A 13,014-nucleotide genomic window follows, 5' to 3' on the forward strand; every position below is an offset into this window, starting at 1 on the left:
CGCGAAACGGCTAAATTCCCCCGCCGTTCACGCTTCGTTCACTCTGACGGGTGTCAGCGACCCTGCGCCGCTACCGCCGCGGCGGCGGCGACCGCGGCTTCGGGGTCGAGGTACTCGCCGCCCGGCACCGTCGGACGCAGCTCGTCGTCCAGCTCGTAGCGCAACGGGATGCCGGTCGGGATGTTGAGGCCGACGATGGCCTCGTCGGAGATCCCGTCGAGGTGCTTCACCAGCGCCCGCAGCGAGTTGCCGTGCGCGGCGAGCAGCACGACCTTCCCGGCGCGCAGGTCCGGCACGACCGCGGACTCCCAGTACGGAAGGAACCGCTTGACGACGTCGGCGAGGCACTCCGTGCGCGGCACCTCACCGGCGGCGTAGCGGGGGTCGCCCTCCTGGTCGAACTCGGATCCCGCGTCGATGGGCGGCGGCGGCACGTCGTACGAGCGGCGCCACTCCATGAACTGCGCCTCGCCGAACTGCTCGAGCGTCTGCTTCTTGTCCTTGCCCTGCAGCGCGCCGTAGTGCCGCTCGTTGAGGCGCCAGTCGCGCCGCACGGGGATCCAGTGCCGGTCGGCCGCGTCGAGGGCGATGTTCGCGGTGGAGATCGCGCGCCGGAGCAGCGACGTGTGCACGACGTCGGGCAGCAGTCCGGTGTCGCGCATCAGCTCGCCGCCGCGACGGGCCTCCCGCTCCCCGGTCTCGGACAGCGGCACGTCCACCCACCCGGTGAACAGGTTCTCCGCGTTCCACACGCTCTGCCCGTGCCGCAGCAGCACCAGTGTTCCCATACCCGCAACTCTGCCAGGCGCGCGGTACCTGTCAGGTGACCACCGTCAGGCTGCGCAGTGATGTCTCGAACACGCCCGCGTAGCCGTCCCACGTGTCGGCGAGCGCCGTGCCGGTGACGACGACGGTCTCGGTCCCGCCGTGGAGGGCCAGCACCTGGACGTTGCGCATCGCGAGACCGGTGTCGGGGTCCTGGTAGGTGCCTCCGATCAGGTGCGCGGGCGAGCCGTCGGGCAGGGTGACGGCCTCGTCGGCGGTGGGCACGTAACCCGCGAGCGCGCGGACCTCCTGTCGCGCGCCGGTGACGATGCCGGGCAGATCGGTGTGCGCGGGTACGACGATCACGTTGATGTTGGCCCGGAACCGCCCGCCGGTCGACTCCGACACCTGCGGATCGGAGAAGACCACCGCGGTGCCCTCCGTTCCGCTCGGGTCCACCGTCCAGCCCGGCGGCGGGACGAGGTCGAAGCGGCTCAGTGCGTCGTGGAACGCGGCTCCGGGCGGTCGCGGGGACGGGGACGGGCGGGCGACCGCCGCTGGGTCGGCTGCCGGCGCGCCGGGCACCGCGACGGTGCACCCGGCCGCGCTCATCGCACCCACCAGTGCGGCCGCGATGCCGATCGCCCGGATCCCCATGCCGCCTCCTTCGAGGGGCTCGACCGGGTCAGCCTGGCAGGACCTCGCGCACGTCGCCGCCGGCGACACCCAACCCGCTGAGCACCGCTCGGGTGATCTCACGCAGCTGCCCGACCTGCTCGGGCGTCAGCCGGTCGAACAGGTGCCTGCGGACGGTGGACACGTGGCCGGGCGCCGCGGCGGCGAGCACGGCGAAGCCCTCCTCGGTGAGCTGCGCGAACGTGCTGCGCCGGTCCTCGGGGCACGGCTTGCGCCGGATCCACCCGTTGCGCTCCAGGCGCGCGACGGCGTGCGAGAGGCGGCTCTGCGAGCTCTGGGTGATGGCCGCGAGCTCGCTCATGCGCAAGCTGCGGTCCGGGACCTCGGAGAGCATGGCCAGGATCTGGTAGTAGGCATGCGGCATCCCCGAGTCGCGCTGCAGCTGGCGGTCCAACGCACCCTCCAGGAGAGTGGTCGCCGCAACGTAGGAGAGCCATGTCTCCAGCTCGTCGGGTTCCAGCCATCGGGTCTCGTCACCGCTCACGGACCCAGGATAGCTCCTGAAACTTGAACATTCATTGGTTCACGCTTACGATGCAGTTGAACGCTCAATCATTGGAGGAGCCATGCCGGTCCAGCGGCTCAACCACGCCGTGCTCTACGTGCGCGACGTCGACCGCAGCGTCGCCTTCTACACCGAGGCACTCGGCTTCCGCGTCGTGAACGAGATGCCGGGACGCGCGGCGTTCCTGCAGGCGGAGGGTTCGAGGAACGACCACGACCTGGGCCTGTTCGCCATCGGTACGGGGGCGGGCGACTCCCCGGCAGGCCGCTCGGCAGTGGGGCTCTACCACCTGGCGTGGGAGGTCGACACGCTGGCCGAGCTGCGCCGGCTCGAGGGCGTCCTGCGTGAGCGCGGCTCGCTGGTCGGCGCGTCCGACCACGGCACCACGAAGGCGCTCTACGCCCACGACCCGGACGGTCTGGAGTTCGAGGTGTCCTGGCTGGTGCCGGCCGACCGGCTCGGGCCCGACGTCGGCATGAAGACCGTCCCGCTCGACATCGACGCGGCCATCGCGGAGTACGGCGCCGACACTCGGGGCGGGGTGGGCGTCTCCGTCTGAGCCCCGATCCCGGGTCTCTATGCGGAGATGTCCATCTGGTAGCCCTCACGGGCCGAGAAGCGTGCCGTGACGCTGAACCGGTCGGCGCGCACCAGGGTCTGGCGCCACTCAACGGGCCGGTCCCCCGCGCAGCCCAGCCGGTCGATCGCGAAGGCGGCGACGCCGTCCGGGATCGCGAGGAGCTCCCGCTCGCCGGGCCCTGGCACCACGGCCCGCACCCGCTCGCTCCCACCGGTGACGTGCACGCCGCAGCGCGACGCGTAGACGGTGTAGAGCGCGATGCGCCCGAAGTCGACGTCGAGCAGCGGGGCGGCCAGCCGCTCCGGCAGCCAGACCCGGTCGACGGCGAGCGGCTCTGAGTCGGCGAGGCGCAACCGCTCCAGGTGGACCAGCGGCGTGGACTCCTCGAGGCCGAGCCGTGCGGCCACCACGCCGTCGGCGCGCACATCGAGGGTGCGCACGACGCTGCGCTGGACCTTCCCGGCCGCTTCGACGGCGGAGAACAAGCTGAAGATCTCCCCGAGCGGCTGCTCGAACTCGGCAGGCTCGGCGCGGCGTGGTGTGCGCCCCCTGCCGGCGATCACCAGCCCCTCCTCGCGGAGCCTGCGCACCGCCTCGCGGACGGTATGGCGGCTCACGCCGTATTCGGCGACGAGGGCCAGCTCACCGGGGAAGCTGGTGGCGAACTCGTCCTGGTCGAGCCGTCGCCGCAGGTCGGCGAGCAGCTGCGCCCACAACGGCTCGACGGCCAGACGGTCAAGGGTGGCGGCGGTCATCGGTGGAACACTCCCGATCGGTCCTACTGCGGCGGTCGGCGCGGATGGCCTGCCGCGGGCCGCGGGAAGGGTGCGGCGTCAGCAGGCCGGGTGGGCGCGACACCGGCGGTCGTCGACCGAGAGCTGGTCGGCCCCGATCAAGCAGACGCAGAACACGCGCCGCTGCGGGAGGAGCTCACCGACCATGCAGCCAGTGCACCAGAGCGGCAGGCGGCGGGCAACCTGGTGTGGCGCATCCCCGGTTTTGTCAGCTCGGCCCGGCCGCCGCGCGGAGCCGGTCGGACAGCAGGTGGAGCGTCGCGCGCAGCTCCCCGATCTCGGCACGGCTCAGGCCGGTGGCGGCACCGACGTTCACCTGCGCCTCCGCGACGCGCGCCTCCATCTCGCGACCGGCAGCGGTGAGCGAGACGCGCACCGAGCGCTCGTCCCCCGCCTGGCGGGTGCGGGTGATCAACCCTGCGCCCTCCAGCCGCTTCAACAGCGGCGAGAGCGTTCCCGTCTCCAGCTGCAGGGCTTTCCCGATCCCGGTGACGGTCGACTCGCCCCGCTCCCACAGCACGAGCAGCACCAGGTACTGGGGGTAGGTGAGGTCGAGGGCGTCGAGCAGGGGCCGGTAGCAGCTCGTCATCGCCCTGGACGCGGCGTAGAGGGCGAAACAGAGCTGCTCGTCGAGTGGGGTCGACCGCACCGGTCCCGCCTGCGCCATCAGCACACCGTAGGACCCTCACCGCGGCGGCTCCAGCCGCACGATCGGACCGGGTCCCGGAACGGAATTCTGATGCGCCCGACGGGTGCGCGGCGCGAAGCTGTTCGCATGGGCACGCTCGGCGACGTGGTGTTCGACTGCCGGCATCCGGCATCGCTCGCGCGGTTCTGGGCGGCCGCGCTGGACGGCTACCGGGTCGCCGCGTACGACGACGCGGAACTCGCGCGGCTGAGCGCGATGGGCGTCGACGACCCGGAGGACGATCCGTCGGTGCTCGTCGAGCCCGTCGCGGGCAACGGCCCACGGTTGTGGTTCACGCGGGTCCCGGAGCCGAAGATCGTGAAGAACCGGGTCCACCTGGACCTGCGGGCCCCCGACGTCGCGGCCGAGGCGGACCGGCTCGTCGGCCTCGGCGCGCGGGAGCTCGGCAAGGTCCAGGACTGGGTAGTGCTAGCCGACCCCGAGGGCGGCGAGTTCTGCGTCCATCCGGCGCGCGCTACCTGATCGCCTGAGCGGCGGCGGTGACATGGGCGGACGAGGTATCGGAGTGCCCGTCCGGCGCCGCGCCGAGCACCATCTTCAGGGCGAGACCGGCGTAGAACTGGCCGAGCTGCTCGGGTGAGTCCGTCCCGTCCAGTCGATACCAGCGGACCAGGTCTATCCCGAGCGAGAGCATCGCGCGAACCACCCGGTTGACGTCCACCGGCGCGAACGTTCCGTCGGTGACGCCGCGGGCGACGGTGGCGCGGAAGACCTCGTTGGTGCGGTGCCGCAGCTCGCGGATCTCGTCGTAGTGATCGGGGGCCAGTGCGTTGAGCTCGTACTGGCAGACGCGGGCCGCGACGTGGTGACGAGCGTGCCAGGCCGTGTACCTGGCGACGAGGAGGCGCAGTCGCTCCGCCGCCCCGCTGACCGAGTCGATCTCCGGCCCCTGCACGTTGGCGAGTGCGCGCTCGTGGCCGATCCGGACGATTTCGTGGAGCACGAGCTCTTTCGAGGGGAAGTGGACGTACAGCGCGGCCGGGCTCAGCCCGACTCCCGCGGCGATGTCCCGGGTGGTGGTCGCGTGGAAACCGTTGGCGGCGAAGCAGCGGACCGCCGACGTCAGCAGCCGACGGGGGACGTCCCCGAACTCGTCGCCCCACAGCTCGGGCGAGTGGTCCTGCAGCCGGGGGTCGTCCTCCAGCTCCTGCGGCGTGAAGCGGGCTTGCCGTTTCGCCATGCCGAGACGTCCCTTCCTGCCCCTGGCGGCCGATCCTAACTTCGGGCGGCGGCTTGTTCGTCCATGCGCGGATCGTCGGCCGACACCGTCGGCCGGTGTGTGCCTTGACACACCTACCCGCACTGGTGACTATGCGCTTAGTCAATCAGTCGGCCCGACCTGGACCAACATCGCGCTCGCGGAGAGGTCCCCTGGACACCGACATCGGCGTCATCGCCGTGTCGATATGCCGCGAGTGGGAGCACGACCGCGTCGGCGCGACGCCCCGTCCGGGATCGGTCCAGGACGGGACGACGGAGGAGAAGAGGTCACCATGGGGCGAGGACTGCCGACAAGGGAGCCGGCGGTCATGCTGGACGGGTTCTCCTATCTGGAGTGCCCGCGGTGGCGTGACGGCCGCCTGTGGGTGTCGGACTTCTACACCAACCAGGTCGTGGCGACCGACGGCCGGGGTGGCACCGAGGTGGTGGCCGAGGTACCCGGTCAACCGTCCGGACTCGGCTTCCTGCCCGACGGGCGGGCGCTCATCGTGTCGATGCGCGACCACCGCGTCCTCGTGCGCAGCGAGTCGGGGCAGCTGAGCGAGCACGCCGACCTGTCGGGCGTCGTCACGGGGATGCTCAACGACATGCTCGTTGACCAGCGTGGACGCGCCTACGTGGGCAACTTCGGGTTCGACCTGATGGGCGGTGCCGCGCTGCGCTACACCACGCTGACCCGGGTCGACCCGGACGGGACGGTCACGACGGTGGCCGAGGACCTCGGGTTCCCCAACGGCATGGTGATCCTCCCCGGAGGTGGTGTGCTGGTCGTCGCCGAGACGTTCGCCGGGCGGCTGGCCGCCTTCGACATCGACGAGGACGGCGGGCTGCGCAATCGGCGCGTGTGGGCGCAGTTCGGTGAGACCCCGCAGACCGAGGACGTCGGCGAGGCCGTGCAGCGGCTGCAGGTCGCTCCCGACGGCATCTGCGCAGACGCCGAGGGTGCGATCTGGGTGGCCGACGCCCTCCACGAGCGCGTGATCCGGGTCCGGGAGGGCGGCGAGATCGTCGACGAGATCCCGGCCGGAACCGGGGTCTTCGCCTGCATGCTCGGCGGTGACGACGGCCGCACCCTGTTCCTGTGCGCCGCGCCCTCGTTCCCGGAGCACGAACGCCGGCCGGTCCGCGAGGCCCAGCTGCTGGCGGTCCGCGTCGACGTCCCGCACGCCGGCCTGCCCTGACCCGTCCGATCCGATCCGCGAAATGGAGGGCCCCGTGGAGGTGTCCTGCGCTTTCCCGACCGCCCTGGACTCCCCGGACAACATCGCCATGGCCGAGCGCCTGGGTTACGCCAGAGCGTGGGTCTACGACACGCCGCAGCAGAGCCCGGACGTGTGGATGACCCTCGCCATGGCCGCTGAGCGAACGGAGCGGATCGGACTCGGCCCTGGCGTTCTGGTCCCGAGCCTGCGCCACCCGATGGTGAACGCCGCCGCGACCGCCACCCTCGCCGCCCTCGCCCCTGGCCGGGTCGCGGTCTCCTTCGGCACGGGCTTCAGCGGGCGCCGAGCCATGGGGTACCGCGCGATCACGTGGGCGTACATGGAGTCCTACATCCGGGCGTACCGGGGGTTGCTCCGAGGCGAGGTCGTCGAGTGGGAGGGCGCGCAGATGCAGATGCTGCATCCCGACGGACACGCTCCCGCCCGGCCCGTCGACGTACCCGTTCTCATCGGCGCGCTCGGGCCGAGGGGGCACGAGGTCGCCAGGGAACTCGGTGACGGGCTCTACGCGACGCTGCAGCTCCCGGAGTTCATGAGCAAGTACTCGTGGGTGCCCTACCTGGTCTGGGGCACGGTGCTCGACGAGGGGGAGGCATCGGACTCCGACCACGCCCGGATCGCCGGCGGGCCCGGCTGGGCCCTGGCCTACCACGGCTCCTTCGAGTTCGGCGGCTCCGAGGCCGTGCTCGGACTCCCCGGCGGCGCGGAGTGGATGGAGGTTGTGGAGAAGACACCACAGGAACAGCGGCACCTCGCCGTCCACGCCGGTCACTGCGTCCACCTCAACGAAGCCGATCAGGCGGCGTGGGACGTGGGCGGCCACGCGATGCTCCAGGACGTGACGATCAGCGGTACCCGCGACCAGGTCCGGCGCCGCCTCGACGAGCTCGCCTCCCACGGCGTCACCGAGATCGTGTTCCAGCCCTGCGGACCCGACACCCGCGGCGAGCTCGAGAGGTTCCTCGAAGCGGCGGCCTCCTGACGCGGAGCGCGGATCCGCACCGCACCCGTACCCAGACCGAAGGGTCCATCGATGCATCCTGTTCAGCCCGCCGACCCGATCCGCACCCGCCGCGTCGCATTGGCCACGCTGATCGGTACGTCCATCGAGTGGTACGACTTCTTCGTCTACGGCGCGGCCGCCGCGCTGGTCTTCGGCAAGCTCTTCTTCCCGACCGCGAGCCCGCTCACCGGCACCCTGCTCGCGCTGTCCACGTTCGGCGTGGGTTTCGTCGCCCGCCCGGTGGGTGGGGTGGTGTTCGCGCACTTCGGCGACCGGATCGGCCGCAAGTCGATGCTGGTGCTGTCGGTGCTCCTGATGGGGGGCGGCACGTTCCTCGTCGGGCTGCTGCCCACCGCCGCGACGATCGGGGTGGCCGCGCCGATCCTGCTGGTCCTGTTGCGCATCGTCCAGGGCATCGGGCTCGGCGGCGAATGGGGCGCGGCCGCGGTGATGGCGGTCGAGCACGCACCGCCGCACCGCCGCGGGTTCTTCGGCAGTTGGCCGCAGGTGGGTGTGCCGGCCGGCATGCTGACCGCGAACCTGGCGCTGCTGATCATGTCCGGCAGCATGTCCGAAGCGGCGTTCCTCTCCTGGGGCTGGCGGATCCCGTTCCTGGCCTCGATCGTCCTGGTCGTGGTCGGCATCCTGATCCGGCTCAAGGTCGACGAGTCGCCGGTGTTCGAACAGGCCAAGGCGGCCGGGACGATCGAGAGGCTGCCGGTAATCGCCGTGCTGCGCAAGCAGCCGGTGAACGTGCTGCGTGCGGCCGGCCTGCGGTTCGCCGAGAACAGCACCTTCTACATCCACACCACGTTCGTGCTGCCCTACGGCACCACTGTGCTCGGCATGGAACGCGACGACCTGCTGCTCGCGGTGATCATCTCGTCCGCGGTCGGGTTGATCAGCCTGCCGTTCTACGGCTGGGCCTGTGACCGGTTCGGCCGCCGGCCGGTGGTGCTCTGGGGCTCGCTGGTTCTGCTGCTGATGAGCTGGCCGTACTTCTGGGCGCTGGACACCCGGTCGCTGCCGATCATCATCCTGGCCACCGTGGTGGCGGTGAACATCGGGAACAGCGCGGTCTACGCACCGCAGCCCGCGTACTTCTCCGAGCTGTTCGAGCCCGAGGTGCGCTACAGCGGTGCGTCGCTCGGGGCGCAGGCGGCCAGTGTCTTCGCCGGCGGCCTGGCCCCGGTCATCGCGACCGCGCTGCTCGACGCCACCGGCGGATACGACGCGATCGCCCTCTACATGTCGGCCATGGTGATGATCACGATCGTCACCGCGCTGCTCTCACCCGATCCATACGGAGCGTCGCTGCGCCGCCGCCGCGCGACGGCGGCGACCTGACCCTGGCGCCCCGACGCGAACCCGGAGACCACGGGGGCCGTCGTGCATGTCAGCCCTGCTCCCTCACCGGACGTCTGCGAGCTGCGGGTACAGGAGCGCCGGGTCCTCGCCGAGGCGCGCCTTCCACTGCCGCGTCTGCTCGTCGCCCAGCACCTCCATGGCGCCTGCCTCGATACCGTCCACCGCCACCCGCGCGATCTCCGCCGGGTCCGACTTGTCGATGTCGGCCCAGGCCATCATGTCGGTGTCGACGCTGGCCATGGCCAGCCCGGTGACCTGCGTGGCCTGGCCGGCGAGCTCGAGCCGGATGCCGTTGGTCTGCGCCCATGCCGCAGCCTTCGACGCCGAATAGCTGTTGGAGTGCTCGTACGCCATCCACGCCATCACCGACAGCACGTTCAGGACAGCCCCGCCCCCGTTCGCCTTCAGGATCGGCGCGAATGCGCGCACCATCCTCAAGGTCCCGAAGTAGTTCGTCTCCATCTCCAGCCGGATGTCGGCCTCTGCGCCGTCGACGAGCTTGGCGAGCGTCGCAACACCTGCGTTGTTGATCAGCAGGGTCACATCGGTGGCGACCGCGGCGGCCTCGGCGACCGAGGCGTCGTCCGTGACGTCCAGGCGGAGCGGGACGGCACCCGGGATGTCGACGATCCCGGGACGACGCGCCGCCGCGTAGATCTTCGGGACTCCCCGGCGCTGCAGCTCGGCCACCAGGCTCCGGCCGATCCCCCGGTTGGCCCCGGTGACCAGGGCGATCTGGTTCTTGATCTCCATACCCGGCACGCTAAGACCTCACGCGGACGTCAGAGGCAAGGTCAAGTGGCCGAGGCCACAGATCGGTCCTCGTGATCGGCGGAAGTGGTGCCAGGGCGTCAGAGATGTCGCCGTGACACCACTTTCAGCGATCACCGGGCCGCGTCGGCCAGGATCTCCCGGATCTCCGCGGTGTCCTCGTCGGCATGCCGGTCGAGCGTGGCCCCGAGGTCGAGCAGGTCGGCGTGGCTCGAGTACTCGCTCAGCTCGGCCACCAGCCGGTCGTCCCGCCCGCCCCATCCGCCGCCGAGCGAGCGCACCGTCATCGAGATCGAGATCCGCGCGGACACGCGCACCCGCTCCGATCGGAACGACGCGCGGGACGCCACATTGAACCGGGCCATGTCTCACTGTGCGCCCGGTCACACGCTTAGACAAGCGGTAGGGTGGGCCGGTGATCGCGGGAAGAGTGAGGTGGCGAGGACCGTCCGTCTGACGGCCCTGCGCATCCACATGCGGAGCCGTCTCCGGACGGTTGTTCGGCGTACGGCCCACCGGCCGGAGGCCGCTCCCGGAACCCCGGGATCCCTCCAGTGCACATACCTTCCGTCTCGTGGCGGGAAGGCGACGTCCCGCGGCGAGCACGCTGGCTCACCGCCGATGATCGCCCCGCGCCCGTCTCCGTCCAGGTCGTCGGTGACGGCCTGACCGCCGACCGCGCCTGCCGCCTCGCCGCCGACGGCGTCGCCATGCTCTGGCGCGGCGACTTCCACAACGCTCGCGCGCTGCTGGACGCGATGGCGCGCCGCATCGACCGTGCGGCCGGTCGACGGAGACCGCTGCCGCCCGCCGCCGAGTTCCACCGGCAGCGACAGCATCGCGCCCACCGCGCCCGGTTGCTTGGCGCCGTTCTTGTCGAGCTGGGCACCGGCTACGTGCTCGACCTGCGCAGAGCACCAGACGTCGCCTCCGCATGCCGAGAGGTCTACGGGCCGCCGCCCGAGACGACGGCGCTGCTCCCCCTCCGCGAGCTGATCGGCGTACGCAGCGCCCACGAGTGGCGCCGTACCGGCATCCAGGTCCCGGCGCTCGGCGCGCGCATCCACCCCCACCACGGTGTCTTCGCACCCACTCGCTCCGATTACGTCGACCTGGTCGCGCAGGCTCCGCTCCCCCCGGTGCGGACGGCGTTCGACATCGGCACCGGCACCGGCGTGCTGGCAGCGCTCCTGCTGCACCGAGGAGTGCCGTCGGTCGTCGCCACCGACATCGAGCAACGCGCCGTGACCTGCGCGCAGGAGAACCTGCACCGCATGGGGTTCGCCGACCGGTCGACGGTGCTGCGGCGAAACCTGTTCCCACCGGGCCGCGCGGACCTCGTGGTGTGCAACCCGCCCTGGATACCGGGCTCCCCGACGTCGGCGCTGGAGGCCGGCATCTTCGACCGGCGCGGCACGACGCTCTCCGCGTTCGTCCGCGGGCTGCCGGACCACCTCACGCAGCGCGGCGAGGCGTGGCTCGTCGTGTCGGACCTGCCGGAACTGCTCGGTCTGCGCGACCCGGGGGCGCTGCCAGCGCTCGTCGCGGGTGCGGGCCTGGTGGCACGGGATCGGCTCACGGCCCCACCCACGACCCGCGACCTGCCCGCCGACGACCCGCTCGCCCGGTTGCGCAGCCGGGAGACGATCGGACTGTGGCGGCTCGCAGCCACCGCGAGTAGGAGTTCTGTCGGTGCCGGCGGGAAAGTCACGGGCGTCGCCGGGTCGGGCGCACTATGGTCCCGCGCGTGATCGAGCGGTTCCTCACCCGAGCCGACCTGTGCGCGAATCTCGAGCGCCTCGGGCTGCACCCGGGCGACTCGGTTCTCGCACACGGCGCGATGAGCAAGGTGGGACTGATCCTCAACGGGCCCGATGCCGTCATCGGAGCGCTGCTCGACGCGGTGTCGCCCGGCGGCACCGTCCTCGCCTACACCGACTGGGACGCGCTCTACGACCAGCTGCTCGACCCCGACGGCCGCGTACCCGAGCGGTGGCGTGCACACGTCCCGCCGTTCGACGCGCGCGCGTCGCGAGCCGCCCGCGACAACGGGGTGCTGCCGGAGTTCCTGCGCACCACCCCGGGCGCGCTGCGCAGCGGCAACCCGGGGGCATCCGTCGCGGCGCTCGGTGCCCGCGCCGAGTGGTTCACGGCCGACCACCCGCTCGACTACGGGTACGGCCCCGGCTCGCCGCTGGCCAAGCTGGTGGAGGCGGGCGGCAAGGTCGTCATGATCGGCGCGCCGCTGGACACGATGACCCTCCTGCACCACGCCGAGCACCTCGCCGACATCCCGGGCAAGCGGGTGATCCGCTACGAGGTGCCGCTGGCAGGCGCCCACGGTGTCGAGTGGCGCACCGTGGAGGAGTTCGACACCCGCGACCCTGTCGTCAACGGGTTCGCCGAGGACTACTTCGCCGAGATCGTGGGGGACTTTCTCGCGAGCGGGCACGGAACGCGCGGCCGGGTGGGCGAGGCCGACAGCGTCCTCGTCGACGCGCAGGCGATCTGCGCGTTCTCGGTCACGTGGATGGAGAAGCACTACCCGCGCTGATTGGCATCTTGTTTCCGGCCCGGATTGGCTGTGGCAGGAGTCCACCCGCCGGCGCAGGATGCAGGGCGTGTACGTACCTGCCCAGTTCGCCCCCGGCGACGAGGACGTGGAGCGTCTGCTCGCCCGCCACGGCGCCGCCGATCTGATCACCGCAGGCCCGGACGGGCTCGACGCCACGATGCTGCCGCTCCTCTACGACGGCGATCAGGGCACCCTGCTCGGCCACTTCGCCCGCAACAACGACCACTGGAAGCGCGCCGACGGCCGGCAGGGCCTGGTGATCGTCCGCGGTCCCGACTCCTACATCAGCCCGACCTGGTACGCCTCGAAGGCCGAGCACGGGCGCGTCGTCCCCACGTGGAACTACGTGACGGCGCACGTCCACGGGCCCGTGACCATCCATGACGACGTGGACTGGTTGGAGTCGCTCGTGCGGCGGCTGACCGACGCGCACGAGACGGACCGCCCGGTCCCCTGGCGCGTCGACGACGCCCCCGAGAAGTTCTTCCACGGCATGCTGCGCGCGATCGTCGGGGTCGAGGTGCGCATCGAACGCATCGACGCGAAGTTCAAGCTCAGCCAGAACCGGCCCGATGCCGACATCGACGGCGTGGTGGCCGGCCTGCAGTCGGTCGGGGACACCGCCGGCGCGGAGGCGGTTGCCGCGCATCGGCCCTGACCTGCGCGAACGCAACGTGCCGGACGCGGCGAGTTCCCCGCCACTTTCACCTCTAGCGCACCCGGGCCTCGCGGCAAGCCCCTTGTCGTGCCGCAGAATCTGCGGCCGAAGCCAGGACCTGCGGAAACAACGGATTCCGCATGCTT

16 protein-coding genes are annotated in these 13,014 nt (G+C 71.4%); 8 read left to right on the plus strand and 8 right to left on the minus strand.

Annotation, left to right across the window (positions count from 1 at the left end; translation table 11 throughout):
* Positions 1–53 precede the first annotated feature (53 nt).
* From K1T35_RS44450 to K1T35_RS44460, 3 genes are read right to left on the minus strand one after another with little or no spacing between them, the layout of a single operon-like run.
* Positions 54–788 (minus strand): phosphoglyceromutase, encoded by a 735-nt coding sequence (locus K1T35_RS44450; protein ID WP_220257645.1) that lies wholly within the window; start codon positions 786–788, stop codon positions 54–56.
* 31 nt (positions 789–819) lie between these two features.
* Positions 820–1,422, minus strand: a complete 603-nt coding sequence (locus tag K1T35_RS44455) for an LpqN/LpqT family lipoprotein (RefSeq protein ID WP_220257646.1) — start codon at positions 1,420–1,422, stop codon at positions 820–822.
* A gap of 28 nt (positions 1,423–1,450) precedes the next feature.
* The gene (locus K1T35_RS44460; protein WP_220257647.1) at positions 1,451–1,945 is read right to left on the minus strand and encodes a MarR family winged helix-turn-helix transcriptional regulator; all 495 of its coding nucleotides are present in this window, start codon (positions 1,943–1,945) and stop codon (positions 1,451–1,453) included.
* Positions 1,946–2,027: 82 nt separating this feature from the next.
* Here K1T35_RS44460 and K1T35_RS44465 point away from each other — a divergent pair, with 82 nt between their 5' ends.
* On the plus strand, positions 2,028–2,525 hold the full coding sequence (locus K1T35_RS44465; protein ID WP_220257648.1) for a VOC family protein: 498 nt from the start codon (positions 2,028–2,030) through the stop codon (positions 2,523–2,525).
* A 17-nt stretch (positions 2,526–2,542) separates the two neighbouring features.
* Here K1T35_RS44465 and K1T35_RS44470 read toward each other — a convergent pair whose 3' ends face one another.
* Positions 2,543–3,301, minus strand: coding sequence for a GntR family transcriptional regulator (locus tag K1T35_RS44470; RefSeq protein WP_220257649.1), 759 nt, complete (start codon positions 3,299–3,301; stop codon positions 2,543–2,545).
* 247 nt (positions 3,302–3,548) lie between these two features.
* Positions 3,549–4,007 carry a MarR family winged helix-turn-helix transcriptional regulator gene (locus tag K1T35_RS44475; RefSeq protein ID WP_220257650.1) on the minus strand — a complete coding sequence of 153 codons (459 nt, stop codon included), beginning with the start codon at positions 4,005–4,007 and terminating at the stop codon, positions 3,549–3,551.
* A gap of 108 nt (positions 4,008–4,115) precedes the next feature.
* Between K1T35_RS44475 and K1T35_RS44480 the strand changes: the two genes are divergently transcribed.
* Positions 4,116–4,511 (plus strand): VOC family protein, encoded by a 396-nt coding sequence (locus tag K1T35_RS44480; protein WP_220257651.1) that lies wholly within the window; start codon positions 4,116–4,118, stop codon positions 4,509–4,511.
* On the opposite strand, the gene K1T35_RS44485 is transcribed toward K1T35_RS44480, so the two are convergent.
* Complete coding sequence (locus K1T35_RS44485; protein ID WP_220257652.1) at positions 4,504–5,229, minus strand: TetR/AcrR family transcriptional regulator; 726 nt, start codon at positions 5,227–5,229, stop codon at positions 4,504–4,506. The genes K1T35_RS44480 and K1T35_RS44485 overlap by 8 nt on opposite strands.
* Positions 5,230–5,542: 313 nt before the next feature.
* Here K1T35_RS44485 and K1T35_RS44490 point away from each other — a divergent pair, with 313 nt between their 5' ends.
* The 3 genes from K1T35_RS44490 to K1T35_RS44500 are packed head-to-tail and all read left to right on the plus strand — an operon-like array spanning position 5,543 to position 8,843.
* Positions 5,543–6,451 (plus strand): SMP-30/gluconolactonase/LRE family protein, encoded by a 909-nt coding sequence (locus tag K1T35_RS44490; RefSeq protein ID WP_220257653.1) that lies wholly within the window; start codon positions 5,543–5,545, stop codon positions 6,449–6,451.
* A 22-nt stretch (positions 6,452–6,473) separates the two neighbouring features.
* Complete coding sequence (locus K1T35_RS44495; protein WP_255621344.1) at positions 6,474–7,475, plus strand: LLM class flavin-dependent oxidoreductase; 1,002 nt, start codon at positions 6,474–6,476, stop codon at positions 7,473–7,475.
* Between the two features lie 51 nt (positions 7,476–7,526).
* Positions 7,527–8,843 (plus strand): MFS transporter, encoded by a 1,317-nt coding sequence (locus tag K1T35_RS44500; RefSeq protein ID WP_220257654.1) that lies wholly within the window; start codon positions 7,527–7,529, stop codon positions 8,841–8,843.
* A gap of 63 nt (positions 8,844–8,906) precedes the next feature.
* Here the strand turns inward: K1T35_RS44500 and K1T35_RS44505 are convergent, their stop codons facing one another.
* Positions 8,907–9,617, minus strand: a complete 711-nt coding sequence (locus K1T35_RS44505) for an SDR family oxidoreductase (protein ID WP_220257655.1) — start codon at positions 9,615–9,617, stop codon at positions 8,907–8,909.
* A 131-nt stretch (positions 9,618–9,748) separates the two neighbouring features.
* Positions 9,749–10,000, minus strand: a complete 252-nt coding sequence (locus K1T35_RS44510; RefSeq protein WP_220257656.1) for a hypothetical protein — start codon at positions 9,998–10,000, stop codon at positions 9,749–9,751.
* A 189-nt stretch (positions 10,001–10,189) separates the two neighbouring features.
* Between K1T35_RS44510 and K1T35_RS44515 the strand changes: the two genes are divergently transcribed.
* The 3 genes from K1T35_RS44515 to K1T35_RS44525 all read left to right on the plus strand — a co-directional run bounded on the left by K1T35_RS44515 (position 10,190) and on the right by K1T35_RS44525 (position 12,868).
* Positions 10,190–11,386, plus strand: a complete 1,197-nt coding sequence (locus K1T35_RS44515; RefSeq protein WP_255621345.1) for a class I SAM-dependent methyltransferase — start codon at positions 10,190–10,192, stop codon at positions 11,384–11,386.
* The gene (gene aac(3), locus K1T35_RS44520; protein ID WP_255621346.1) at positions 11,383–12,189 is read left to right on the plus strand and encodes an aminoglycoside 3-N-acetyltransferase; all 807 of its coding nucleotides are present in this window, start codon (positions 11,383–11,385) and stop codon (positions 12,187–12,189) included. The genes K1T35_RS44515 and aac(3) overlap by 4 nt, the downstream gene beginning before the upstream one ends.
* A 67-nt stretch (positions 12,190–12,256) precedes the next feature.
* Positions 12,257–12,868: an FMN-binding negative transcriptional regulator gene (locus K1T35_RS44525; protein ID WP_220257658.1), complete on the plus strand. Its 612-nt coding sequence runs from the start codon at positions 12,257–12,259 to the stop codon at positions 12,866–12,868.
* Positions 12,869–13,014: the final 146 nt, after the last annotated feature.

Origin of the sequence: Pseudonocardia sp. DSM 110487 (genome assembly GCF_019468565.1) — a bacterium.
GTDB lineage: Bacteria > Actinomycetota > Actinomycetes > Mycobacteriales > Pseudonocardiaceae > Pseudonocardia.